21 protein-coding genes are annotated in these 21,528 nt (G+C 73.5%); 15 read left to right on the forward strand and 6 right to left on the reverse strand.

What is annotated here, in order from left to right:
- Nucleotides 1-200: 200 nt before the first annotated feature.
- The 7 genes from WD341_RS02490 to WD341_RS02520 all read left to right on the forward strand — a co-directional run bounded on the left by WD341_RS02490 (nt 201) and on the right by WD341_RS02520 (nt 7,337).
- Nucleotides 201-1,259 carry a MaoC family dehydratase gene (locus WD341_RS02490; protein ID WP_368423833.1) on the forward strand — a complete coding sequence of 353 codons (1,059 nt, stop codon included), beginning with the start codon at nt 201-203 and terminating at the stop codon, nt 1,257-1,259.
- A gap of 632 nt (nt 1,260-1,891) precedes the next feature.
- On the forward strand, nt 1,892-2,278 hold the full coding sequence (sdhC, locus tag WD341_RS02495) for a succinate dehydrogenase, cytochrome b556 subunit (protein WP_368423834.1): 387 nt from the start codon (nt 1,892-1,894) through the stop codon (nt 2,276-2,278).
- Nucleotides 2,279-2,312: 34 nt separating this feature from the next.
- A complete protein-coding gene (gene sdhD, locus WD341_RS02500) occupies nt 2,313-2,687 on the forward strand; it encodes a succinate dehydrogenase, hydrophobic membrane anchor protein (RefSeq protein ID WP_368423835.1) in 375 nt (124 codons plus the stop codon).
- 80 nt (nt 2,688-2,767) lie between these two features.
- Nucleotides 2,768-4,555 carry a succinate dehydrogenase flavoprotein subunit gene (gene sdhA / locus WD341_RS02505; protein ID WP_368423836.1) on the forward strand — a complete coding sequence of 596 codons (1,788 nt, stop codon included), beginning with the start codon at nt 2,768-2,770 and terminating at the stop codon, nt 4,553-4,555.
- A 28-nt stretch (nt 4,556-4,583) separates the two neighbouring features.
- A complete protein-coding gene (locus WD341_RS02510; protein ID WP_368423837.1) occupies nt 4,584-5,363 on the forward strand; it encodes a succinate dehydrogenase iron-sulfur subunit in 780 nt (259 codons plus the stop codon).
- A 115-nt stretch (nt 5,364-5,478) separates the two neighbouring features.
- Nucleotides 5,479-6,126, forward strand: coding sequence for an FMN-binding negative transcriptional regulator (locus WD341_RS02515; RefSeq protein ID WP_368423838.1), 648 nt, complete (start codon nt 5,479-5,481; stop codon nt 6,124-6,126).
- Between the two features lie 71 nt (nt 6,127-6,197).
- On the forward strand, nt 6,198-7,337 hold the full coding sequence (locus WD341_RS02520; protein WP_368423839.1) for a glycerophosphodiester phosphodiesterase: 1,140 nt from the start codon (nt 6,198-6,200) through the stop codon (nt 7,335-7,337).
- 22 nt (nt 7,338-7,359) lie between these two features.
- Here the strand turns inward: WD341_RS02520 and WD341_RS02525 are convergent, their stop codons facing one another.
- On the reverse strand, nt 7,360-7,566 hold the full coding sequence (locus WD341_RS02525; protein ID WP_368423840.1) for a DUF6494 family protein: 207 nt from the start codon (nt 7,564-7,566) through the stop codon (nt 7,360-7,362).
- A gap of 167 nt (nt 7,567-7,733) precedes the next feature.
- Here WD341_RS02525 and WD341_RS02530 point away from each other — a divergent pair, with 167 nt between their 5' ends.
- From WD341_RS02530 to ftsY, 6 genes are all read left to right on the forward strand, one after another.
- On the forward strand, nt 7,734-9,470 hold the full coding sequence (locus WD341_RS02530; RefSeq protein WP_368423841.1) for a murein L,D-transpeptidase: 1,737 nt from the start codon (nt 7,734-7,736) through the stop codon (nt 9,468-9,470).
- A gap of 404 nt (nt 9,471-9,874) precedes the next feature.
- On the forward strand, nt 9,875-10,408 hold the full coding sequence (locus tag WD341_RS02535; RefSeq protein WP_368423842.1) for a DUF882 domain-containing protein: 534 nt from the start codon (nt 9,875-9,877) through the stop codon (nt 10,406-10,408).
- Nucleotides 10,409-10,478: 70 nt separating this feature from the next.
- The gene (dapF, locus tag WD341_RS02540; protein ID WP_368423843.1) at nt 10,479-11,309 is read left to right on the forward strand and encodes a diaminopimelate epimerase; all 831 of its coding nucleotides are present in this window, start codon (nt 10,479-10,481) and stop codon (nt 11,307-11,309) included.
- 79 nt (nt 11,310-11,388) lie between these two features.
- On the forward strand, nt 11,389-12,546 hold the full coding sequence (locus WD341_RS02545) for an aromatic ring-hydroxylating dioxygenase subunit alpha (RefSeq protein WP_368423844.1): 1,158 nt from the start codon (nt 11,389-11,391) through the stop codon (nt 12,544-12,546).
- A 146-nt stretch (nt 12,547-12,692) separates the two neighbouring features.
- A complete protein-coding gene (mtaB, locus tag WD341_RS02550; RefSeq protein ID WP_368423862.1) occupies nt 12,693-13,988 on the forward strand; it encodes a tRNA (N(6)-L-threonylcarbamoyladenosine(37)-C(2))-methylthiotransferase MtaB in 1,296 nt (431 codons plus the stop codon).
- Nucleotides 13,985-14,923 carry a signal recognition particle-docking protein FtsY gene (gene ftsY, locus WD341_RS02555; protein ID WP_368423845.1) on the forward strand — a complete coding sequence of 313 codons (939 nt, stop codon included), beginning with the start codon at nt 13,985-13,987 and terminating at the stop codon, nt 14,921-14,923. The genes mtaB and ftsY overlap by 4 nt, the downstream gene beginning before the upstream one ends.
- A 6-nt stretch (nt 14,924-14,929) precedes the next feature.
- Here the strand turns inward: ftsY and WD341_RS02560 are convergent, their stop codons facing one another.
- The 4 genes from WD341_RS02560 to WD341_RS02575 all read right to left on the reverse strand — a co-directional run bounded on the left by WD341_RS02560 (nt 14,930) and on the right by WD341_RS02575 (nt 19,599).
- Nucleotides 14,930-15,577: a hypothetical protein gene (locus WD341_RS02560; RefSeq protein WP_368423846.1), complete on the reverse strand. Its 648-nt coding sequence runs from the start codon at nt 15,575-15,577 to the stop codon at nt 14,930-14,932.
- A gap of 98 nt (nt 15,578-15,675) precedes the next feature.
- Nucleotides 15,676-17,454, reverse strand: a complete 1,779-nt coding sequence (locus WD341_RS02565; RefSeq protein WP_368423847.1) for a heparinase II/III family protein — start codon at nt 17,452-17,454, stop codon at nt 15,676-15,678.
- Nucleotides 17,454-18,131 carry a ribulose-phosphate 3-epimerase gene (gene rpe, locus WD341_RS02570; RefSeq protein WP_368423848.1) on the reverse strand — a complete coding sequence of 226 codons (678 nt, stop codon included), beginning with the start codon at nt 18,129-18,131 and terminating at the stop codon, nt 17,454-17,456. The genes WD341_RS02565 and rpe overlap by 1 nt, the downstream gene beginning before the upstream one ends.
- A gap of 73 nt (nt 18,132-18,204) precedes the next feature.
- On the reverse strand, nt 18,205-19,599 hold the full coding sequence (locus WD341_RS02575; protein WP_368423849.1) for an RsmB/NOP family class I SAM-dependent RNA methyltransferase: 1,395 nt from the start codon (nt 19,597-19,599) through the stop codon (nt 18,205-18,207).
- A gap of 88 nt (nt 19,600-19,687) precedes the next feature.
- Here WD341_RS02575 and WD341_RS02580 point away from each other — a divergent pair, with 88 nt between their 5' ends.
- Nucleotides 19,688-19,927 carry a hypothetical protein gene (locus WD341_RS02580; RefSeq protein WP_368423850.1) on the forward strand — a complete coding sequence of 80 codons (240 nt, stop codon included), beginning with the start codon at nt 19,688-19,690 and terminating at the stop codon, nt 19,925-19,927.
- Nucleotides 19,928-19,954: 27 nt separating this feature from the next.
- Here WD341_RS02580 and WD341_RS02585 read toward each other — a convergent pair whose 3' ends face one another.
- Nucleotides 19,955-20,818: a hypothetical protein gene (locus tag WD341_RS02585; protein WP_368423851.1), complete on the reverse strand. Its 864-nt coding sequence runs from the start codon at nt 20,816-20,818 to the stop codon at nt 19,955-19,957.
- Nucleotides 20,819-20,950: 132 nt separating this feature from the next.
- Here WD341_RS02585 and WD341_RS02590 point away from each other — a divergent pair, with 132 nt between their 5' ends.
- Complete coding sequence (locus tag WD341_RS02590) at nt 20,951-21,505, forward strand: NUDIX domain-containing protein (protein WP_368423852.1); 555 nt, start codon at nt 20,951-20,953, stop codon at nt 21,503-21,505.
- Nucleotides 21,506-21,528: the final 23 nt, after the last annotated feature.

The following is a 21,528-nucleotide window of genomic DNA, read 5'->3' on the forward strand; positions in this document are numbered from 1 at the left end:
GGCTCGGCTCCGCCGGCCGTCCTCGGCCGGCGCGCCCACGCCCCTCGACACGCTCGAGACGAAGTGGAGGTTGTCGCTTGCCGTCGCTTCGTCCCGAGCCCGTCGAGGGACGTGGGAGACCAGCCCTCCGGTTCCGGCCGCGCCGCTTTGCTGCTATGCAACAGGGGGCAGCGGCAAGGGGCGACGAGCAGGGGGCGACGATGAGCGGCAAGACCAACCCGGGCAACTTCTTCGAGGACTTCCGGCTCGGCCAGCAACTGGTCCACGCGACGCCGCGCACCGTGACCGAGGCGGAGGTCGGGCTCTACCTCGCCCTGACCGGCAGCCGCTTTCCGCTGCACAGCTCCGACCTCTTCGCCGGCGCCTGCGGGCTGGAGGCGGCGCCGCTCGACGACCTGCTGGTCTTCCACATAGCCTTCGGCAAGACCGTGCCGGACGTCTCGCTGAACGCCGTCGCCAACCTCGGCTACGCCGACTGCCGCTTCGGCGTCGCCGTCTATCCCGGCGACACGCTCTCGACGGTCAGCGAGGTGATCGGCCTCAAGCAGTCCTCCGGCGGCGAGACCGGGGTCGTCTGGGTCCGCTCGCTCTGCCTCAACCAGGTCGGCGAGAGCGTGCTGCAGTGGGTCCGCTGGGTGCTCGTGGCCAAGCGAAACCTGGAGGCCGCGGCGCCCGAGCCCCTCGTCCCCGAGCTGCCCGAGGCCGTGCCCTACGCCGAGCTCGAAGTCCCGGAGGGCTTCAGCGCGGCCGGCTACGACTGCACGCTCGCCGGCAGCCCGCACCTGTGGGACGACTACGCCCTCGGCGAGCGCATCGACCACAGCGACGCCATGACCCTGGAGGAGGCCGAGCACCAGCTCGCGACGCGGCTCTACCAGAACACGGCGCGGGTCCACTTCGACCAGCTGGCGGCCGACGGCAACCGCTTCGGCCGGCGCATCGTCTACGGCGGCCACGTCATCTCGATCGCCCGCGCGCTGTCCTTCAACGGCCTCGCCAACGCCTGCCGGATCGCCGCGATCAACGGCGGCCGCCACGTCGCGCCGAGCTTCGCCGGCGACACGCTCTCGGCCTGGAGCGAGGTGCTCGACAAGGCGCCCCTGCCGGAGCGCGCCGACCTCGGCGTGCTGCGCCTGCGCACGATCGCGACCAAGGGCCGGCGCTGCGCAGACTTCCCCGATCGGGGCGCAGACGGCAAGCCGGACCCGGCGGTGGTGCTGGACCTCGACTACAGCGTGCTGATGCCGCGGCGGAACTGACGCGCCGGCCCCCGCGGCGGGACCTGGCAGAGGCCACCGCGAGAGCCGGTTCGCTGCCCCCGAAATCGCCCCGGTCCCGGGCGGGGCCTGGGCTCCGGAGGCGATCTTCTGGTCGGCGGCGGCGCCGTGACCCGCAAGGGGTCCGGGCCGGCGCCGCCCACCCGCCGGCGGCCCCCGGCCCGGGGGGCCTGCGGTGGGCGCCCTGCCGGCGAGGTCCCCGGGCAGCTCTCCCGGCAGCGGGTCCCCGCCAGGGTCGGGCGGGGCGATCGCCGGCGAGAGCCCGGGACCTCGGCACGCGCTGGTGCTGATGGCGATGATCGGCCGACGGGCGCCCGGCGTGAAGCGATTCCCGGCGGTGGCGAGGCAGATTGCGGGGGACGGAATCGAGGCTTGTGCACAAGGCGCCCACCGCCGCTCCACCGGGTTGTCCACCGGGCCCGCGGCGCGACAGAATTCTGTCAAGGCGCTCAAGCATTTGGCATAGAAGTCGAGGGTGCTGGCCCGGGGCGCTTCGTTGACTTGCCTGCCGCAGCGCAGTATTTCCCAGGGCGACTCGCGGGGGACGAGGGGCGTGACCGCCCGGCCGTCCCCGGGGAGCCACGTCCGATCCCTGGCGGAAGGAGCGCCGCAGCATGTCCCTCCAGAACCGGCCCCTCTCCCCGCATCTGCAGGTCTACCGGCCGCAGCTGACCTCCGTGCTCTCGATCCTGCACCGGGCGACCGGCGTCGCGCTCGGCCTCGGCACGCTGCTGCTGGTCTACTGGCTGGCGGCCGCCGCGGCCGGGCCCGAGGCCTTCGCCGGCGCCCAGTCCTTCGTCGGCTCGCCGGTCGGCCTGATCCTGCTGTTCGGCTGGTCGGTCGCGCTCTTCTACCATCTCTGCAACGGCGTCCGGCACCTGGCCTGGGACGTCGGCCTGGGCTTCGAGCTGCCCAGCGTCTACCGCAGCGGCTGGACCGTGGTGATCGCCACGGCGGCGCTGACGGTGCTGACCTGGGGCCTCGCCCTGGTCCTGCCGTGAGAGGCCTCATGACAGGCCGGAAGGAGTGCAACAGATGAACCTGCGCAGTCCGCTCGCCCGCGTTCGCCACCTCGGCTCGGCCCATGACGGCACCGGGCACTGGTGGGCCCAGCGCCTGAGCGCGCTGGCCCTGGTGCCGCTGGTCCTCTGGTTCGCGGTCTCGGTCGTCTCGCTGGTCGGCGCCGACCACGCCGCCTTCGCGGCCTGGGCCGGCCACCCGATCTCCGGCGCCCTGCTGATCCTGCTGGTCGGCGCGACCTTCCATCACGCCGCGCTGGGCCTGCAGGTCGTGATCGAGGACTACGTCCACCACGGCGGCGCCAAGCTCGCCCTGCTGCTGCTGGTCAAGGGCGCCTCCCTGCTGCTCGGCGTGATCGCCACGCTCTCCGTCCTGTCCCTGATGTTCTGAGCCGGCGGCACCGCAAGGCGCCGCCCGAAACGCCCCGAAACGCCGTTCCGCCAGCCGAAGCCCCAGAAAGGCCAGTCGCCATGCCCGAGGCCTATACCAAAGTCGATCACACCTACGACGTCGTCGTCGTCGGCGCCGGCGGCGCGGGGCTGCGCGCGGCCCTGGAGCTGGCCGCGGCCGGCCTCAAGACCGCCTGCATCTCCAAGGTCTTCCCGACGCGCAGCCACACGGTGGCGGCCCAGGGCGGCATCTCGGCCTCGCTCGGCAACATGGGCCCGGACGACTGGCGCTGGCACATGTACGACACGGTCAAGGGCTCCGACTGGCTCGGCGACCAGGACGCCATCGAGTACATGACCAAGGAGGCGATCCCGGCGATCATCGAGCTGGAGCACTACGGCGTGCCCTTCAGCCGCACCGAGGCAGGCAAGATCTACCAGCGGCCCTTCGGCGGCATGACCACGGAGTACGGCAAGGGCACCGCCCAGCGCACCTGCGCGGCAGCCGACCGCACCGGGCACGCGATGCTGCACACGCTCTACCAGCAGTCGCTGCGCAACAACGCCGAGTTCTTCATCGAGTACTTCGCCCTCGACCTGATGATGGAGGAGGGCGAGTGCCGCGGCGTCGTCGCCTGGAACCTCGACGACGGCACGATCCACCGCTTCCGCGCCCACCGCACGATCCTGGCGACCGGCGGCTACGGCCGCGCCTACTTCTCCTGCACCTCGGCGCACACCTGCACCGGCGACGGCAACGCCATGGTGCTGCGCGCCGGCCTGCCGCTGCAGGACATGGAGTTCGTGCAGTTCCACCCGACCGGCATCTACGGCGCCGGCTGCCTGATCACCGAGGGCTCGCGCGGCGAGGGCGGTTATCTCACCAACGCCGAGGGCGAGCGCTTCATGGAGCGCTATGCGCCTTCGGCCAAGGACCTGGCCAGCCGCGACGTGGTCAGCCGCTCGATGACCGTCGAGATCAACGAGGGCCGGGGCGTCGGCGCCGAGAAGGACCACATCCACCTGCACCTCGAGCACCTGGACCCCAAGGTCCTGCACGAGCGCCTGCCGGGCATCTCTGAAACCGCCAAGATCTTCGCCGGCGTCGACGTGACCAAGGAGCCGATCCCGGTGATCCCGACCTGCCACTACAACATGGGCGGCATCCCGACGAACTTTCACGGCGAGGTGCTGACTCCGCGCGACGGCGACCCCGACTCGGTGGTGCCCGGCCTGATGGCGGTCGGCGAGGCGGCCTGCGTGTCGGTCCACGGCGCCAACCGCCTGGGCTCCAACTCGCTGCTCGACCTGGTCGTCTTCGGGCGCGCCGCCGGCAAGCGCTGCGCCGAGACCCTGTCGCCGGGCGAGGGCCACAAGCCGCTGCCGGCCGACGCCGACGAGCCGGCGCTGAGCCGCCTCGACCGGCTGCGCCACGCCAAGGGCGGCACGCCGACCTCGAAGATGCGCCTCGACATGCAGCGCGTCATGCAGACCCACGCCGCGGTCTTCCGCACCGGCGAGACGCTGCAGGAAGGCGTCGCCAAGCTGGGCGCGCTCTGGACGCAGAAGGACGACATCTCGGTCAGCGACCGCTCGATGATCTGGAACTCGGACCTGGTCGAGACCCTGGAGTTCGACAACCTGATCCGCCAAGCCGTCGCGACCATGGGCTCGGCCGCCGAGCGCGCCGAGAGCCGCGGCGCCCACGCCCGCGAGGACTTTCCGGACCGCGACGACGAGAACTGGATGAAGCACTCGGTCGTCTGGGTCGACGAGGCGGGCAAGGCCCGGCTCGACACCCGCCCGGTGCACATGCAGCCGATGACCAACCAGGTGCAGTCGTTCCCGCCCAAGGCACGGGTCTACTGACGGCTGGCGACCAGGAGAGCGACCGACCATGGCTGAATTCGCGCTGCCCGCAAACTCGAAGATCGGCACCGGCAAGAGCTGGCCGGCGCCTTCGGGAGCGAAGAAGACCAAGACCTTCAAGGTCTACCGCTGGAATCCCGACGACGGCCAGAACCCGCGCGTCGACAGCTACGCGATCGATCTCGACGACTGCGGCCCGATGGTCCTGGACGCCCTGATCAAGATCAAGAACGAGATCGACCCGACCCTGACCTTCCGGCGCTCCTGCCGCGAGGGCGTCTGCGGCTCCTGCGCCATGAACATCGACGGCGTCAACACCCTGGCCTGCACGATGAACCTGCACGACGTCAAAGGCGACGTGAAGGTCTACCCGCTGCCGCACCAGCCGGTCGTGAAGGACCTGGTGCCGGACCTGACGACGTCCTACGCCCAGCTGCGCTCGATCGAGCCATGGCTGAAGACGACGACGCCCGCGCCCGAGCGCGAGCGGCCGCAGAGCCCGGCGGAGCGGGCCAGGCTCGACGGCCTGTGGGAGTGCATCCTCTGCTTCTGCTGCACGACGGCCTGCCCGAGCTACTGGTGGAACGGCGAGCGCTACCTGGGGCCGGCGGTGCTGCTGCAGGCCTACCGCTGGATCGCCGACAGCCGCGACGAGGCGACCGGCGAGCGCCTCGACCAGCTCGAGGATCCCTTCCGGCTGTACCGCTGCCACACCATCATGAACTGCACGCGGACCTGCCCGAAGAGCCTGAACCCGGCCAAGGCAATCGCCGAGATCAAGAAGCTGATGGTCGAGCGCAAGGTCTGACGGGGCGCAAGCACGGCCGCCGACTGGCCCCCTCCGCGCGGCGCAAAGCGGCTCTTTCATGGGGCCGCTCGGCTGCTAGATTCGGCCCCGCCTCCTGCGCCTGGGGATTCCCGCCATGTTCACGCCGCCGGCCTTTCGCCTGGACGACCCCGAATCGATCGCCGCGCTGATCGCGGGCCGCGCCTTCGCGCTGCTGGTCACCGCCGGCGCCGAGGGGCCCGAGGCCAACCACCTGCCGCTGCTGCACCGCCCCGCCGTAGCACCGGCGAATCCGGGGCAGGGCCGGCTCTACGGCCACCTCGCCGCCGCCAACCCGCAGTGCGCGAGCCTGCGCCGGCTCGCCGAGGAGGGCGGGCGCGCCCTGGCGGTCTTCTCTGGCCCGCACGCTTACGTCTCGCCCGGCCTCTATCGCCCGGGACCGGCGGTGCCGACCTGGAACTACCTGGCGGTCCAGGTCTCCGGCCCGGTGACGCTGCTCGACGACGGCGAGACCGAGGCGCTGCTGTCGGCGCTGACCGAGACCTACGAGGCGGACAGGCCGCAGCCCTGGCGGCTTGACGGCCAGGACCCGGCCGGCCTGGCCAGGCTGCGCCGCGCCGTGCTCGGCTTCGCGATCGCGACCGAGCGGGTCGAGGCAAAGGCGAAGCTGTCGCAGAACCGCTCGGCCGAGGATCGGGCCGGCGTCGCGGCGGGCCTCGCCGCCGAGGCCGATCCGGAAGCCCGCGAGACCGCTGCCTGGATGCGTCGCCTCGGCATCGTCTGACCGCTCGCCGGCGGCCGGGGTGCGGCACCCGGCGCCCGGACGGGCCGGAAGATCCAGTGTAGGCTGTCGAAATGACAGGCGCGAAGGCGGGCGATAGCGGAGCCGGCGGGCCGGAGCGGCAACCGCCCGGCCGTCCCCGGCGCAGGCGCCGGCTGTCCGGGGGCAGCCTGGGGGCCTTCGCGGTCACCGGCGCGCTGGTCGCGGCCGGCCTGTTCGTGTCGCTCGGCGCCGAGCCCTTCGTGGTCCAGGAGACACCGGTCGGCGCGCTCGGCTTCGAGGCGCTCGGCCACCGCGGCGCCCGGGGCCTGATGCCCGAGAATACGCTGCCGGGATTCGGGCGCACCCTGACCGTCGGCGTCACCACGCTGGAGCTCGACGTGGTGCTGACGGCGGACGGAGTGCCGGTCGTGCTGCACGACCGGCGGCTGCCGGCCGACCGCACCCGCGACCCGCAAGGCCGATGGCTGGAGGGCGAGGGGCCGGCGGTGGTCGACCTCAACCTAGCGGCGCTACAGGCCTACGACGTCGGCTGTGCCCGGCCGGGCGGCAGGACCGCGGAGCGCTTCCCGGCGCAGCCCTGCCTGGAGCGCGTGCCGCCGCCGACCCTGGCTGCGGTGCTCGCGCTCGGCGAGGCGCGCAGCGGCGGGCGCATACGCTACTCGATCGAGACCAAGCTGGCGCCGGACGATCCGGCCGGCTCGGCCGCGCCGGCGGCGCTGGCCGAGGCCGTCATCGCGGCGGTGCGCGAGGCCGGGGTGGCATCGCGGGTCGCGGTCCAGTCCTTCGACTGGCGGAGCCTGGCGGCGGTCCAGGCGCTGGCGCCCGGGCTGCCGACCGTGCACCTGACCGCCGAGCAGTCCTGGCTCGACAATCTGGAGCGCGGCCGGCCCGGCGCCTCGCCCTGGCTCGGCGGACTGGACGCGGACGACTATCCGGGCGGGCCGCCGGCCCTGGTCGAGGCGGCGGGAGGGTCGGTCTGGTCGCCCTACTACCGCGACCTTCGCCCCGAACTGATCGAGGCGGCGCATGGCCTCGGCCTCAGGGTCGTCGCCTGGACGGTCAACGACCCCGTGACGATGGCCCGGCTGATCGACGACGGCGTCGACGGCATCGTTACCGACTACCCGGACCGGCTGCGGATCGTGCTCTCGAACAAGCGGATGGCCCTGCCGGCGCCCTACCTGCCGCGCATCGAAGGCGGCACCGACTGAACCGGCGAGCCAGCCCGCCGGCCTACTCGAGCTCGATGCGGCTCTCGATCACGTGCTCCAGGTCGATGCCGTCCACGACCAGGGTCATGCGCGCGGAGAGCGCCTTTCGATCGGCCAGGGCGCCGCTCTCCACGCGGTCGCGCACGGCGGTCTCGATCTCACGCTGGGAGGTCACGCCGACCTGCTTGAGAAACTTGCGCAGCGACATGTTGAAAACGTCCTCGTTCATCTTCTTGTGCTCCTCTAGGCAATAGCCAATTTGCCGGGTTGGGGATCCGAATCGGCACTGGAGCCGTTTGTAGGGGCGCAAGTGCCCGCTGCATAGGATCCAGGCTCCGTTTCATGCCCGTCTTCCTCCGAGCGCCGGGCGCGTCAGTTCAAACGAGGTTTTCATTTATGTGGAAGCAAGCTTCACTGCGCAGCGTGGCGCTGGCGACGGCGGCTCTTTGCCTGTCGGCCGGCCTCCAGGTCCGCGACGTCGCGGCGCTGACGCCGAGCGAGCTTCGGGCGACGGGCCAGGACGCCGCGCCGCCTGCGCAGTCCGCGCCGGGCGTGCTCGATCAAGGCCTGCTCGAGGATTTGCGCCTCAAGAGGCTCTACGAGACGCGCAGCTTCCTGCCGATCTGGCTCGATGCCGAGGCGTCGGGGCTGAGCGCGCGGGGCGAGGATGCGCTGCTGGCGTTGGCGGATGCCGACAGCCAGGGCCTCGATCCCGCGCTCTACCAGGTGCGGGAGATCGAGACCGCGCGCCGGGAGGGGCGCTGGCAGGAAGTCGACCTGCTGATCAGCAGCGGCCTGCTCGGCTACCTCGGCGATCAGCTCCGCGGGCGCGAGGCGCTGCGCGACCAGGGCGCCGGCCTGGACGGCAACGAGACGCCCGTCGATCCGGTCGAGGCCGTCTCGCGCCTCGCCGCCGCGCCGGATCTCGCGGCCGCGCTCGCCGCGCTTGCGCCCCGACACCCCCAGTACGAACGCCTGCGCCGCACCCTGGCGGAGCTCCGCCAGGTCGCCGCCGGGGGCGGGTGGACGAGGGTGCCGGAGGGCGAGACCCTCGACCCCGGCATGCGGAATCCGCGCGTCGTCCTGCTGCGCGAGCGCCTCGCGGGCCGCGATCCCGCCGTCGAGACTCCAGCCGGCGAGGCCGTCGGTGCCTCCTCCGTAGGGGCCGCCGGGGCCGACAAGAGCGATCCTGCCCATTTCGACCAGGCCCTCGAGCGTGCCGTGCGCAGCTTCCAGCAGCGCAGCGGCTTGGCCGTCGACGGCCGCGTCGGCCCGAAGACCCTGGCGGCGCTCAACCGGACGGCGGCGGAGCTGGTCGAAGTCGTGCAGGCTAACATGGAGCGCTGGCGCTGGTTGCCGCAGGATCTCGGCCCCCGCTACCTTCTGGTCAATACCGCGGGCTACGACCTGCGGGTCGTCGAGGACGGTGAGGTCGTGCTGCGCATGCCGGTGGTCACCGGCACGCCGGCGCGCGCAACGCCGATGTTCTCCGCCGAAATGAGCTATCTCGAGGTCAACCCGACCTGGACGGTGCCGCCGACCATCTTCGCCGAGGACTACCTGCCGGAGCTGCGCGAAGACCCCGGCTACCTGGCCCGGCAGAGGATCACGCTCTACGCCAGCTGGTCCGAAAGCGCGGTGCCGATCGATCCCTACAGCATCGACTGGCACGCGGTGCGCGCCAGCCCGCGCAGCCTGCCCTACCGGCTGGTCCAGTCGCCGGGACCGCACAACGCGCTGGGCCGCATCAAGTTCATGATGCCGAACCGGCATACGATCTATCTGCACGACACGAACCACCCAGAGCTGTTCAGCCGGTCGCGCCGCGCGCTCAGCTCGGGCTGCGTGCGCCTGGCGCGCCCCGACGACCTGGCGAAGCTGGTCCTGAAGGACGCCGAGGGCTGGGACATGGAGCGGCTTCAGGCGCTCTACGCCAGCGGCGAAAGCGACCGCATCTCCCTGCAGCGGAGCTGGCCGGTGCACATGGTCTACTTCACCGTCTGGGTCGACGGCGACGGCACGACACACTTCTACGACGACGTCTACGGCCGCGACCGCGCGCTGGTCGAGCAGCTGCGGAGCAGCGAGGTTCTGCTGGCGGAGGAGCCGCTGGGGCGGACCGGGCGGAGCTGACCACTCGGCGCCGGCCTGCGAGGGCTCGGCAAGGACGGCGGAAGGGCCGGCGCAGGAGATGCGCCGGCCCTTTTCCTTGCACCGCTTGTCATACTGCGTCAGAGCGCCGCGTGCGGCGCGCGCGGACGTGGTGCCATCGACGCGGGCGCCGCCGAGGTGACAGCTTGGCGCCTGTTTTTCTTCACTAATAACCGGAACAACCCGTGCTAAGGGCATGAATTGTGGCGCTTCCGAGGCACGGGCGCCGACCTCCGCCCGCTACCGGGGCGATTGACTTGCCGGCCGATTCTGTTAACCAAAACGAAAGCGACGGGGGGCGAAGCTCGCCACAGAAGAAGCGCAGCCGACGGCGCACCCACCGGGAAAGGGCGCGTCAAAGACCACGACCGAGCTCGGGGGATTCCATGAGCCTTCTATCGCGACGCGGCTTTCTTGCGACAGCCGCAGCCGGAACGGCCGTGCTGGCCATGCCGAACATCGTCAGGGCAGGAAACGACCTGCGCCGCCTTTCGTTCCACAATCTGCACACCGAGGAGCGCCTGCGCGCGACCTACTGGGTCGACGGCCGCTACGACAAGGGTGCGCTCGGCGAGATCAACGAGGTGCTGCGCGACTTCCGCACCGGCGAGGTCTTCCCGATCGACCCCAAGCTCATGGACCTGCTCGACGGGCTGCAGCGGACGCTGGGCAAGGAGAGCACCTACGCCGTGATCTCCGGATACCGCTCGCCCAAGACCAACGCCATGCTCCGCGGCAACAGCGGCGGCGTCGCCCGCAAGTCTTTCCACATGAAGGGCCAGGCCATCGACATCGCCATGGGCGGCGTCGATCTCCGGGCGGTGCACCGCGCCGCGCTCGACCTGCAGGCTGGCGGCGTCGGCCTCTACGCCAAGTCGGGCTTCGTCCACGTCGACACCGGACCGGTCCGCACCTGGTAGCGCCCCGCCGGCGCGGCGGCGCTCGCCGTCGCGCTGGACGACCGGGAGGGTGCCGGTCCATATAGCCGCCATGACCGGCCGCCCCTTCCGCAAGATGCACGGGCTGGGCAACGATTTCGTCATCGTCGATGCCCGCCTGGAGCCGTTCCGCCCGAGCGCCGCCCAGGCCGCGGCGATCGCCGACCGCCGCGAGGGCGTCGGCTGCGACCAGCTGATCGTGCTCGAGCCCGACGCCGCCCCGGCCGACCTCTTCATGCGCATCTTCAACGCCGATGGCAGCGAGGCCGAAGCCTGCGGCAACGCCACGCGCTGTGTCGCCTCCCTGCTCTTCGCCGAAGGCCGCGAGGCGGTCACGATCCGCACCCTCGGCGGCCTGCTGCCCTGCACCCCGGCCGCCGACGGTCAGGTCACCGCCGATCTCGGCCCGCCCCGGCTGGACTGGCGCGAGGTGCCCTTGGCGCGGGCCATGGACACCGGGCGGCTCGACTACGCCAAGGGGCCGCTGGCGGACCCCGTCGCGCTGTCGCTGGGCAACCCGCACGTCGTCTTCTTCGTCGAGGATCCCGAGGGCATCGACCTGGCGGCGCTGGGGCCGGCGATCGAGCACGACCCCCTGTTCCCGCGGCGCACCAACGTGCAGCTCGTCCAGGTCGTCTCGACGACGCACCTGCGCCAGCGCATCTGGGAGCGCGGCGTCGGCCTGACCCGGGCCAGCGGCAGCGGCGGCTGCGCCGCCCAGGTCGCCGCGGTGCGCCGCGGCCTGACCGAGCGGCGCGCCCGCGTCGAGCAGCCGGGCGGCGACCTGCTCGTCGAGTGGCGCGAGGCCGACGGCCACGTGCTGATGACCGGGCCGGTCGCGACCGCCTTCTGCGGTAGCCTCGACAGGTCGCTGCTGGGTTAGCTTTCTGCCGCTGGCAATCGCGACGCGGCCACAGGCGCCCGCGAGACTGGTTCTCCGTCGTATCGACGAGGAGACCGTCATGTCGCTCGCGCCCCTCGATCCGCTCTCGGCCCCGCCGCCCCCGATCGACTTCTCGGCGGTCCGCCGTCCGCTCGGCGCGGCGCGCGGGCTGCCGAACGCGGTCTACACCGACCCGGCCTATCACCGTCTGGAGATGGCCCAGGTGCTGCACGGCGGCTGGGCCTGCCTGGGCTCGGCCGGCGAGGTGCCGGCGCCCGGCGACCTCAAGCCGATCGACTTCGGCGGCGTGCCGCTGGTCCTGCTGCGCGACGGCGAGGGCGGGATCCGGGTCTTCCACAACGTCTGCCGACACCGCGGTGCCCGGCTGGTCCGGGAGGCGGCCTGCCGGCGTCCCGGCCTGGTCTGCCCCTACCACGCCTGGAGCTACGCGCTCGACGGCCGCCTGCTGAAGACGCCGCACGTCGGCGGCCCCGGCCGCCACGAGGCCGAGGGCCTGGACCGGGCGGCGAACGGCCTGCTGCCGGTGCGCAGCGGGCTGTGGGCGGACTTCGTCTTCGTCGACCTCGGCGGCACGGCGCCGCCGCTCGAGGCGCATCTCGCGCCGCTGGCCCGGCGCTGGGCGCGCTACGACCTCGCCGGGCTGGAGCGGGTCGCCGGCATGACGCTGACGGTCCAGGCGAACTGGAAGCTGGCGACCGAGAACTTCCTGGAGAGCTATCACCTGCCGATCGTCCACCCGGCGCTCAACGGCTACTCGCCGCTCGACGAGCACTACTATTTCGAGGCCTGGCCCGCGGTCGGTGCCGGCGTCACGGGCTACGCCCCGCCGCCGGCGGCGCGGCCGCTGCCGCGCCTCGCCGGCCTGGACGAGCCGGCGGCGGCGGTCGGCGAGTACCCGGTGGTCTTCCCGAACCTCTGGCTCGGCGTCCAGGGTGACCATTTCTTCGGCGTCGTGGTCCATCCCGAGGGGCCGACGGCAAGCCGCGAGACGCTGCACCTCTACGCCGCGGCCGGGGCCGCAGTCGATCCGGAGCTGGCGCCGACGATCGCCGAGACGCTGGCGCGCTGGCGGCAGGTCTTCGAGGAGGACATCGGCCCGGTCGAGGCCATGCAGGCCGGGCGAGCCTCGCCGGCCTTCGACGGCGGCCTGCTGACCCGCTTCCACGACCCGGCGAGCCACCGCTTCATGCAGGCGATCGCCGAGCGCATGGCCTGAGCGCACGGCCTAAGCGCACGGTCGGCCGGGCCTCGCGGACCCGCCTTCGCTGGACAGGCCGGGCGCCGGGCCCATATAACCGCGGTCCCATGACGAACGCAGCGACCGAGCGTGCCGCCGGCGCCGCCGCCCCGAGCGGCCCAGCGCTGGCCGAGGCCAGGATCGTCACCTTCGGCTGCAGGCTGAACGCCTACGAGTCGGAGGTGATGCGCGAGCATGCGCGCGCCCAGGGCCTGAGCAACGCCGTGATTCTCAATTCCTGCGCCGTCACCGCCGAGGCCGAGCGGCAGTTCCGCCAGGCCGTGCGCAAGGCGCGGCGCGCCCACCCCGACGCCGAGATCGTCGTCACCGGCTGCGCCGTGCAGATCGACCCAGACCGCTATGCCGCCATGCCCGAGGTCGACCGCGTGCTCGGCAACCTGGAGAAGCTCGAGGCCGGCTCCTTCGCCCCCGCCGTCGCGGGCGCCGCCGGCGCCGGACCGCACCGCGCGGTCGGCGACATCATGGCGGCCCACGACCTCGCGGCCGAGACCGCCGGCCACCTGATCGCCGGCTTCGCCGAGAAGACCCGCGCCTTCGTCCAGGTCCAGCAGGGCTGCGACCACCGCTGCACCTTCTGCATCATCCCCTTCGGCCGCGGCCCGAGCCGCTCGCTGCCGCTCGGCGAGATCGTCCGCCAGGTCCGCCTGCTGGTCGAGGGCGGCGTGCGCGAGGTCGTGCTGACCGGGGTCGACCTCACCGACTACGGCAAGGACCTGCCGGGCCGGCCGGGCCTCGGCCAGGCGGCGCGCCGCCTGCTCGCCCTGGTTCCCGAGCTGCCGCGCCTGCGGCTCTCCTCGGTCGATCCGGTCGAGCTCGACGCGGACCTGTTCCGCCTGCTCGCCGAGGAGCCGCGGCTGATGCCGCACCTGCACCTCTCGATCCAGGCCGGCGACGACCTGATCCTCAAGCGCATGAAGCGCCGCCACCTGCGCGCCGACGTGCTGCGCACGGTGGAGCGCGCGCGCGCGGCGCGGCCCGACGTCGTCTTCGGCGCCGATCTCATCGCCGGCTTCCCGACCGAGAGCGCCGCGGCCTTCGAGAACAGCCTCGCCCTGGTCGAGGAGGCCGGCCTGACCTGGCTGCACGTCTTCCCCTATTCCGAGCGCGAGGGCACCCCGGCGGCGCGCATGCCGGCGCTGCCCAAGCCGCTGCGCAAGGAGCGCGCGGCGCGCCTGCGCGCGGCCGGCGCGGCCGCCGAGCGCCGCTTCCTGGCCGGCCAGCTGGGGCGGCCGCTGTCGGTGCTGCTCGAGGAGCCCGGGCGCGGCCGCAGCGAGCACTTCGCCCCGGTCCGCCTCGAGGGGCCGGCCGCGGCGCGGGTCGGCGAGATCGTCGAGCTGGTCGCGACCGATGTCGTCGAGGGCGCGCTGGTCGCCCGCACCGGGATGTCCTCGGCGGCATGAGCGAGCAGGACGAGGGCAGGCGCTCCTGGTTCCGCCGGCTGCGTGAGGGGCTGTCGCACTCCTCGACGCGGCTCGGCTCCGGCATCACCGCGATCTTCACCAAGCGCAAGCTCGACGAGGCGGCGATCGAGGAGCTCGAGGAGCTGCTGATCTCGGCCGACCTCGGCGTCCAGGCCGCGGCCCGCCTGACCGCGGAGTTCTCGCGCACCCGCTTCGGCAAGGAGGTCTCGGACCAGGAGGTGCGCGGCGCGCTGGCGGCGCAGATCGCGACCCTGCTGGAGCCGGTCGCCAGGCCCTTCCAGCCCGACCCGGCGCACCGCCCGCACGTCGTCCTGGTCGTCGGCGTCAACGGCTCGGGCAAGACGACGACCATCGGCAAGCTGGCCAAGCGTCTGGGCGAGGACGGCCACAAGGTCGTGCTCGCCGCCGGCGACACCTTCCGCGCCGCCGCCATCGAGCAGCTGCAGATCTGGGGCGAGCGCATCGGCTGCACGGTCGTGGCGCGCGCCCAGGGCGCCGACGCCGCGGGGCTGGCCTACGACGCCCTGGAGCAGGCCCGGCGCGAGGCGGCCGACATCCTGCTGATCGATACGGCCGGCCGCCTGCACAACAAGGCAGGCCTCATGGCCGAGCTGCAGAAGGTCATCCGGGTCCTGAAGAAGCTCGATCCCGAGGCGCCGCACGACGTCATGCTGGTGCTCGACGCCACGACCGGCCAGAACGCCCTGCAGCAGGTCGCGACCTTCCGCGAGCTGGTCAACGTCACCGGCCTGGTCGTCACCAAGCTCGACGGCTCGGCCAAGGGCGGCGTGCTGGTCGCGCTCGCCGAGGCGCAGGGCCTGCCGGTCCACGCCGTCGGCGTCGGCGAGGGCGCGGATGACCTCAGGCCCTTCTCGGCCGAGGCCTTCGCCAAGGGGCTGCTCGGCGTCGCCTGAGCCGGCTCAGAACTCGAAGCAGTGGGCACTGAGGCAGGCGACCAGGGCGCGGCGCGTTCCGGGGTCGTACTCGCCGTCGACGGGGGTGCCGTAGCCCTTCTCGATCAGGCGGCGCTGCAGGCGGCTGACGACCTCGCTGTCCTCCAGCTTCAGCACCTGCTCGAGGTCGTCGACCGCGGCCTCCGCGCGTCCGATCGCCGCGCGCGAGATGGCACGCAGGTAGCGGTAGCGCGACTGCTGCGGATCGAGCCTGATCGACTGGTCGTAGTCGAGCACGGCGAGCTCGTGCTCGCCGAGCCGGGCGTGCAGCCGGCCGCGCCGCGCGTAGGTGCTCGCGCGCCAGACGGAGTGGCGGATCGCCTGGCTGTAGTGCGCCACGGCCGCGGTCAGCTTGCCGGCCTCGGCGCAGGCCGCGCCGGCACGCTCGAACAGCTTGGCGGCGGCGGTCCCGGTCGCGGTGCCCGCCTCGGCGACGGCGTCGGCGAGCGACCGGCAGGCCAGGCCGCCGGCCCGCGGCGCCAGAGCCGTCAGGGGCTGGACCGCGACCCTGGGGTCGCCGCTCTCGACGGCCTTGTAGGCCCAGGCTTCACCGGTCAGGGCCGGCTGCGCGACCAGCAGCAGCCCTGCCGCGAACAGCATTCTCAGGAAAGTCATGGCCAGACCCCCGCTCCCGCTTCGAATCTAGCGCAGGATCGCCGGGATTCGTAACCATCGGGTGAAGGCCGGCGGCGGGCAATGACCAGCCCCGGCGGTCAGTCGCGCTTGCCGCTCTCGCGCCGCAGGGCCCACTTGATCAGGCTGGTGCCGGGACCTGCGGTGCCGCAGACGACGAGCTGCCGGCTGCGCCGCGAGCGCTCCTCGCCCCAGTAGACCGAGTCCTCGATGGCCAGTGTCCCGCCGCTGCAGCGGAACCGCCAGCCGCCGCCGCGCGGCAGGCGCAGCAGGGCGGCGTCGCCGGTCTGGACGAGGCTCGCCTGCACCTCGGGATGCAGGTGGAAGCGCAGCGTGAAGGCGGCCGGCACGGCGCCGTCGCTGCGCTCGATGTGGTCCTCGCCGCGCAGGTCGTCGCCGGCGGCCGCCAGGTAGAGCCGGCGGCGATGCAGGGTGCGCAGGCTGTCGCGATAGCCGTCGTGGGTCATCTCGAGCAGCGTCGCGCCCTCGACCGCCTCGCGCCGGCAGCTGACCGAGTGCGGCCGCGTCGCCAAGCCGGGGCCGCTCCACAGGCCGGCGCTCAGCGCCTCCGAAGAGGAGCGGCCGTCGAGCTCGAGGGTCGAGTGGGCAGCGGTACGGCGCAGGGCCGCGATCCAGGCGGCCGGACCGCCCTCGGCGCCCGGCGTCCCGCAGTTGACGATCAGCCGCTCGCGGCCGACCGACAGCTCGAAGGAGAGGGTGCCGGCGTGGGCCAGCCCGTCCTGGCCCGGCGGCGGCGGCGCGCCGGCGTCGATGATCGCCAGGGTGCGCCCGGCCTGCAGGCGCTGGAAGCCGCTTTCTGGGGCCGAGAGGCGAGGCCGGCCGCGCGAGCCGGCGCGCTGCAGGACCAGGTCGATCTTCAGCGCTTCCTCGGCGCTGGAGCCGTTGAAGAGGGCGAGGCCGCCGTCGCCGTGCAGGAACAGCCGCAGCATCGGCGCCATGGCGTCGATCGCCGCCTCCAGCTCGGCCGGCGGCTCGCGCCCGGCGGCGTGCAGCATCGCCTTGACGTCGATCAGGTCGCGCAGCGCCGCCAGGTGGCGCGAGGGGCTGCGCTCGACGTGGCCGCCGTCGGGCAGGATCTGGCGCGGCAGCTCGCGGGTCAGCAGGTCCAGGGCCTTGCCGAGCCAGCGCTCGCCGCCGGGCAGGCAGGCGCCGCCGATCGCCAGGCCCTTGACCGCGCAGACGAGGTCGGCGCCGGAGAGGCCGGCCGGCAGGCTGTGCGCCAGGTGCGCGGTCTGGGCGGCCGCCGAGTCGAGCACGGCCCGGCGGAAGTCGTGCTCGGCGCTGGCCGCCAGGAAATCCCACTGGGCCAGCCAGTGGGTCAAGCGCCGCGCCAGGGTCAGCGGCTCCCAGGCCGGCTCGGACCAGCGCCCGTGGCGGTCCAGCCAGTCCTGGGTCAGCTCGCGGGCGTGGCGCCGGGCGGCGTCGCTGCCGGCGGCGCGCAGGTCGCGCAGCCAGGCGAAGGAATGCAGCTCGCGCAGCCAGGCCCGCGTCGCCTCGGGCGCCAGCCAGGGCGGCGTCGGTGCCTGCAGGCTCTGGCCGGCGAAGCGGTAGAGGCCGCCGACCAGGGCCAGGCCCTGGTCGGCGCGGCCCGGCCAGGGGTCGGGCGGCGTGGCCCGCGGCGCCGGCTCGCCGCAGACCGGCAGCAGGGAGGGGTAGAAGGGCAGGGCGAACCAGTTGCGCTTGGCCAGGTAGAGCAGGCGCGCCCAGCGCTGCTCCGGCGGCAGGTGGCGCCAGGCCCGCCGGCGCGCCAGCGGCCCGCCGCGCGGCCGGTCGCCGCCCGGGGTCCGACCCTTCGGCGGCCCCTCGGCCGCGGCTCCCGGGGCCGGCGCGGCGGTCATCAGTCCCCGCCGCGCAGGCGCCGGATGTTGCCGGCGTAGGCCTCCGGGCCGCCGGCGAAGCTGGAGGTGCCGGCGACCAGCAGGTCGGCGCCGGCTTCCCGGCAGGCGCGCGCCGTCTCGACGTTGATGCCGCCGTCGACCTCCAGGTCGATGGGCCGGCCGCCCGCGGCGACATGGGCGTCGATGCGCCGGCGCAGCGCCTCGATCTTGCGCAGCGACGAGGGCAGGAAGGACTGCCCGCCGAAGCCGGGGTTGACGCTCATCACCAGGATCAGGTCGAGCTCCTCGAGCACCGGGTCGACGACCTCGACCGGCGTCGCGGGATTGAGAGAGACGCCCGCCTTCTTGCCCTGCGCCTTGATCAGCTGCAGCGTGCGGTGCAGGTGCGGCCCCGATTCCGGGTGCACGGTCAGGATGTCGGCGCCGGCCTCGGCGAAGGCGGCGATGTAGGGATCGACCGGGGCGATCATCAGGTGGACGTCGAAGGGCTTGGCTGAGTGCGGTCGCAGGGCCTTCACGACCATCGGGCCGATGGTCAGGTTGGGCACGAAGTGGCCGTCCATGACGTCGACGTGGATGTAGTCGGCGCCGGCGGCGTCGATCGCCCGCACCTCCTCGCCGAGGCGAGCGAAGTCGGCCGAGAGGATCGAAGGCGCGATGCGGAGCGCTTGCTGCATGCCCGCCTTGTAGCGCGCGCCCCGATCCGCCTCAAGCGGCGCAAAGCGCGCCGCCGCCGCAAAAGCCGAGGCGTCAGGCTTGGCGGACCAGCCGGCAGGCGTAGAAGCCGTCCAGGCCGCCGCGCTCGGCCAGATGGCAGGGCAGGGTTCGCAGGTCGCCCTGGGGCGTGACCAGCTCGGCGAGCCCGCCGACCTCTTCGGCGCGGACCGGGCGGCGCGCCAGCGGCGCGCCCGCGGCGAGCAGGCGCTCGATCCGCTCCGGGCCCTCCTCGGGCAGCAGCGAGCAGGTCGCGTAGACCAGCGTGCCGCCGGGCGCCAGGCCGGCCACGGCACGCTCCAGCAGGCAGTCCTGCAGCGCTGTCAGGGCCGGCAGATCCGCCGGCGACTTCAGCCAGGCGACGTCGGGGTGGCGGCGCAGCGTGCCGGTCGCGCTGCAGGGCGCGTCGAGCAGGATGAAGGGCAGCGGCTCGTCCGGCTGCCAGACGGTCGCATCGGCCTCGAGCAGCCTCGCGCTCAGGCCGAGCCGCCGCAGGTTCTCCCCGACCCGCGCGAGCCGGCTGCGGCTGATCTCGACGGCGACGACCCGTGCGCCGGCGGCGGCGAGCTGCGCCGTCTTGCCGCCGGGTGCGGCGCAGAGGTCGGCGACGGCCCGGCCGTCGACGCTCCCGAGCAGGCGGGCGGGCAGGGCGGCGGCGGCGTCCTGCACCCACCAGGCGCCCTCGGCGAAGCCGGGCAGGGCGGCGATCTCGCCGCCGGCCGCCGGCCGGCGCAGGCTGCCGGTCGGCAGCGGCTCGGCCTCCAGGCGCTCGGCCCAGAGCTCGACGTCCTGGCCGTCCTTGAGGGTCAGGTCGAGCGGCGGCTCGCCGGCCTGGACCGCCGCGATCGCGCGCGCCGCCGCCTCCCCGTGGGCGGCGACCAAGCTGTCCCAGAGCCAGCCCGGCAGGTTCAGGCGCGCGCCGTCCTGGCCCTCTAGGATCGCCGCGCCCTCGCGCGCCAGGCGGCGCAGCAGGGCGTTGATCAGACCCTTGAAGTTGCGCAGCGTGCGGCCCTCGGCCAGGGCCAGGCTGGTCGAGACGGCGGCGTGCGGCGGCGTGCCCAGGAACAGCAGCTGCGCCGCGCCCAGCCGGAGCAGGTCGCGCAGCTCGCCCGGGTGCGCCGGCAGGGGCCGCTGCACCAGGGAGTCGAGCGCGGCGTCGAGCTGGCCGAGCCGGCGCAGTGTCGTCGCCAGCAGCAGGCGCAGGAAGGCGCGGTCGCGCGCCGCCAGGGCGGCGACCGACCGGTTGCCGGCGAGCGCCTCGTCGAGCGGCTGTCCGCGCCGCAGCACGAGGCCAAGCAGGCGCAGCGCGAGATGGCGGGGATCGGCGGTTCGGGGATCGGGGGCGCGCGGCGGCGTTCGGGGACCGGAGGGCCGGCGCGCGGAGCTCGGGCGGGCGGTGCGCTGGCGGGATGGGGGTCTGGGGTCGGCCATGGCCGCGCTTTAGCATGGGCCGTCGTCCCGGTCACGCGAGGGGACTGGCTTTACCGCTTGTTAACGCCCGGGCTGCTATCGACCTGCCATGGACGCGCTTTCCGGCAGCCGCATCGGCAACTCGCTCTCGGAGGCCCTCGGGCTATCCAATCCGGGCTCCGCGCGGGTTGCCCAGCAGCAGTGGCAGCAGCTCGACGCCGACGCCGGCACTAAACGCCAGGGCGGGCAGCAGGCCGCCATGCCCGCGCCCCGCCTGGCCGCCGCCGAGCGTGCCGGCGAGGCCGGCGAACTGCACCCGCGCGGCCGCTTCCTCAACCTCCGGGTCTGAGCGGCCGCCGGCGGCGCTGGCGAGCCCTCACCCCCGCTTCGAGCGGACGGCCTTGGTCAGCAGCCGCTCGGGACGCCGCGCCCGGGCTTCGGCGAACAGCTGGAAGGTCTGCCCGACATAGTTTGTGACGCCGTCGAGCGCCTGGCAGTGACGGCGCAGCGCCTCGGTCATCTCGGCCTCGACCAGGCGCAGCGGCCGCGCCGGCTCGCGGGTCTCGAAGCGCAGGTAGAACCAGGGCTCGCCGCGCCGGATCACCAGCGGCTTGCCGGTGTCGCGCCACTCCATCGCCCACATCAGGCTGCGCGGCCACACGTCGATCGGAAAGCGGCCGCCGATCAAGAGGCCCGGCCAGGGCGTGCCGCTCCAGTGATCGTAGGGCGGCAGCTGGTTGAGCCAGACCTCCTCGTCGGCGACGAAGCGGTAGGGGGCGGCGATCTGCACCACCGGGTAGCGCGGGTCGCGCCAGCGCTCGCGCTGCAGCAGGAAGACCATCTGGGCGAGATGCTGGCGGTTGACCGAGGACTGGCCGTCGCCCGAGGGGACGACGCGCAGCTGGCCCTTCTCGTCCTGGACCAGCTTCAGGACGATGTCGACCGGGCAGGGGATCTCGAAGACCTTGGCCTCTAGGTCGGCGAGCGCGGGGCAGCGGGCGACCGCCTTGGCGTTCGGCGCGGCCTGGGCGGCCTCGAGCGTTTCCGGGCGGCGGCCGAGGGCGCGCGGGGCGCCGTAGATCAGCGCCGACTTGTCGGTGTCGACCAGCCAGCCGACCTCGCAGAAGCGGCTCGCCGGCCGGGGCCGGTCCAGGGACAGCCGCGCCGGCCGGGCCTGGCGGCTCGCGCCGCGTGCGGCAGCGCGCGCCGCGCCGGGCGTCTTCAAGGGTCCCTCGGGCAAGGTCGTGCTCCCGGACAGGTGGCAGGGCGCTCCGCGGCCGGCAGTCTTACACCGCGGCGACCGCCGCCGCCACAACCGGGCGCCGGAAGCGGCGGCCTTGCTCCAGGGACGCCCCGGCGGCACCATCGCGCGATGGACGCGCAGCAGCAGCCGAGCTTCTCTCGGCGGATCCCCGAGGGCGACGATCGCGAGCGGCCGGTCTGCGACGCCTGCGGCTTCGTCGACTACCAGAACCCCAAGGTCGTGGTCGGCTCGGTCGCGCTCTGGGAGAACCGCATCCTGCTGTGCCGACGCGCGATCGAGCCGCGCAGCGGCTTCTGGACGCTGCCCGCGGGCTACCTGGAGCTCAACGAGGCGACGGCGGACGGCGCGCGGCGCGAGGCCTGGGAGGAGGCGCGCGCCGAGCTGGAGATCGAGCGGTTGCTCGCGGTCTACACGATCCTGCGCCTGAGCCAGGTCCAGCTGATCTACCGGGCCCGCCTGCTGCATCCCGCGATCGCGCCCGGGCCGGAAAGCCGGGAGTGCGGGCTGTTCGACTGGAAGGACATCCCCTGGGACGAGATCGCCTTCCCCTCGGTCCACTGGGCGCTGGGACACTGGCGCGAGACGCGCGATCGGGACGGCTTCGCGCCCTTCGCCAACCCGCCCGGCGAGACCGGTCGCCTGGAGCGGCCCCAGGGCCTGTAGCGCGCCCCGGGCGGCAGGAGAGA

Source organism: Tistlia sp., from assembly GCF_040905785.1.
Classification (GTDB): Bacteria; Pseudomonadota; Alphaproteobacteria; order Kiloniellales; family DSM-21159; genus Tistlia.

Coding starts and splice junctions, on each gene's coding strand:
- sdhA (WP_368423836.1), top strand. CDS start 2,768: ATGCCCGAGGCCTATACCAAAGTCGATCACACCTACGACGTCGTCGTC.
- WD341_RS02565 (WP_368423847.1), bottom strand. CDS start 17,454: ATGACCGCCGCGCCGGCCCCGGGAGCCGCGGCCGAGGGGCCGCCGAAG.
- WD341_RS02520 (WP_368423839.1), top strand. CDS start 6,198: ATGACAGGCGCGAAGGCGGGCGATAGCGGAGCCGGCGGGCCGGAGCGG.
- WD341_RS02525 (WP_368423840.1), bottom strand. CDS start 7,566: ATGAACGAGGACGTTTTCAACATGTCGCTGCGCAAGTTTCTCAAGCAG.
- sdhD (WP_368423835.1), top strand. CDS start 2,313: ATGAACCTGCGCAGTCCGCTCGCCCGCGTTCGCCACCTCGGCTCGGCC.
- WD341_RS02490 (WP_368423833.1), top strand. CDS start 201: ATGAGCGGCAAGACCAACCCGGGCAACTTCTTCGAGGACTTCCGGCTC.
- ftsY (WP_368423845.1), top strand. CDS start 13,985: ATGAGCGAGCAGGACGAGGGCAGGCGCTCCTGGTTCCGCCGGCTGCGT.
- WD341_RS02510 (WP_368423837.1), top strand. CDS start 4,584: ATGGCTGAATTCGCGCTGCCCGCAAACTCGAAGATCGGCACCGGCAAG.
- WD341_RS02590 (WP_368423852.1), top strand. CDS start 20,951: ATGGACGCGCAGCAGCAGCCGAGCTTCTCTCGGCGGATCCCCGAGGGC.
- rpe (WP_368423848.1), bottom strand. CDS start 18,131: ATGCAGCAAGCGCTCCGCATCGCGCCTTCGATCCTCTCGGCCGACTTC.
- dapF (WP_368423843.1), top strand. CDS start 10,479: ATGACCGGCCGCCCCTTCCGCAAGATGCACGGGCTGGGCAACGATTTC.
- WD341_RS02560 (WP_368423846.1), bottom strand. CDS start 15,577: ATGACTTTCCTGAGAATGCTGTTCGCGGCAGGGCTGCTGCTGGTCGCG.
- WD341_RS02545 (WP_368423844.1), top strand. CDS start 11,389: ATGTCGCTCGCGCCCCTCGATCCGCTCTCGGCCCCGCCGCCCCCGATC.
- sdhC (WP_368423834.1), top strand. CDS start 1,892: ATGTCCCTCCAGAACCGGCCCCTCTCCCCGCATCTGCAGGTCTACCGG.
- WD341_RS02515 (WP_368423838.1), top strand. CDS start 5,479: ATGTTCACGCCGCCGGCCTTTCGCCTGGACGACCCCGAATCGATCGCC.
- WD341_RS02580 (WP_368423850.1), top strand. CDS start 19,688: ATGGACGCGCTTTCCGGCAGCCGCATCGGCAACTCGCTCTCGGAGGCC.
- WD341_RS02535 (WP_368423842.1), top strand. CDS start 9,875: ATGAGCCTTCTATCGCGACGCGGCTTTCTTGCGACAGCCGCAGCCGGA.
- WD341_RS02575 (WP_368423849.1), bottom strand. CDS start 19,599: ATGGCCGACCCCAGACCCCCATCCCGCCAGCGCACCGCCCGCCCGAGC.
- WD341_RS02530 (WP_368423841.1), top strand. CDS start 7,734: ATGTGGAAGCAAGCTTCACTGCGCAGCGTGGCGCTGGCGACGGCGGCT.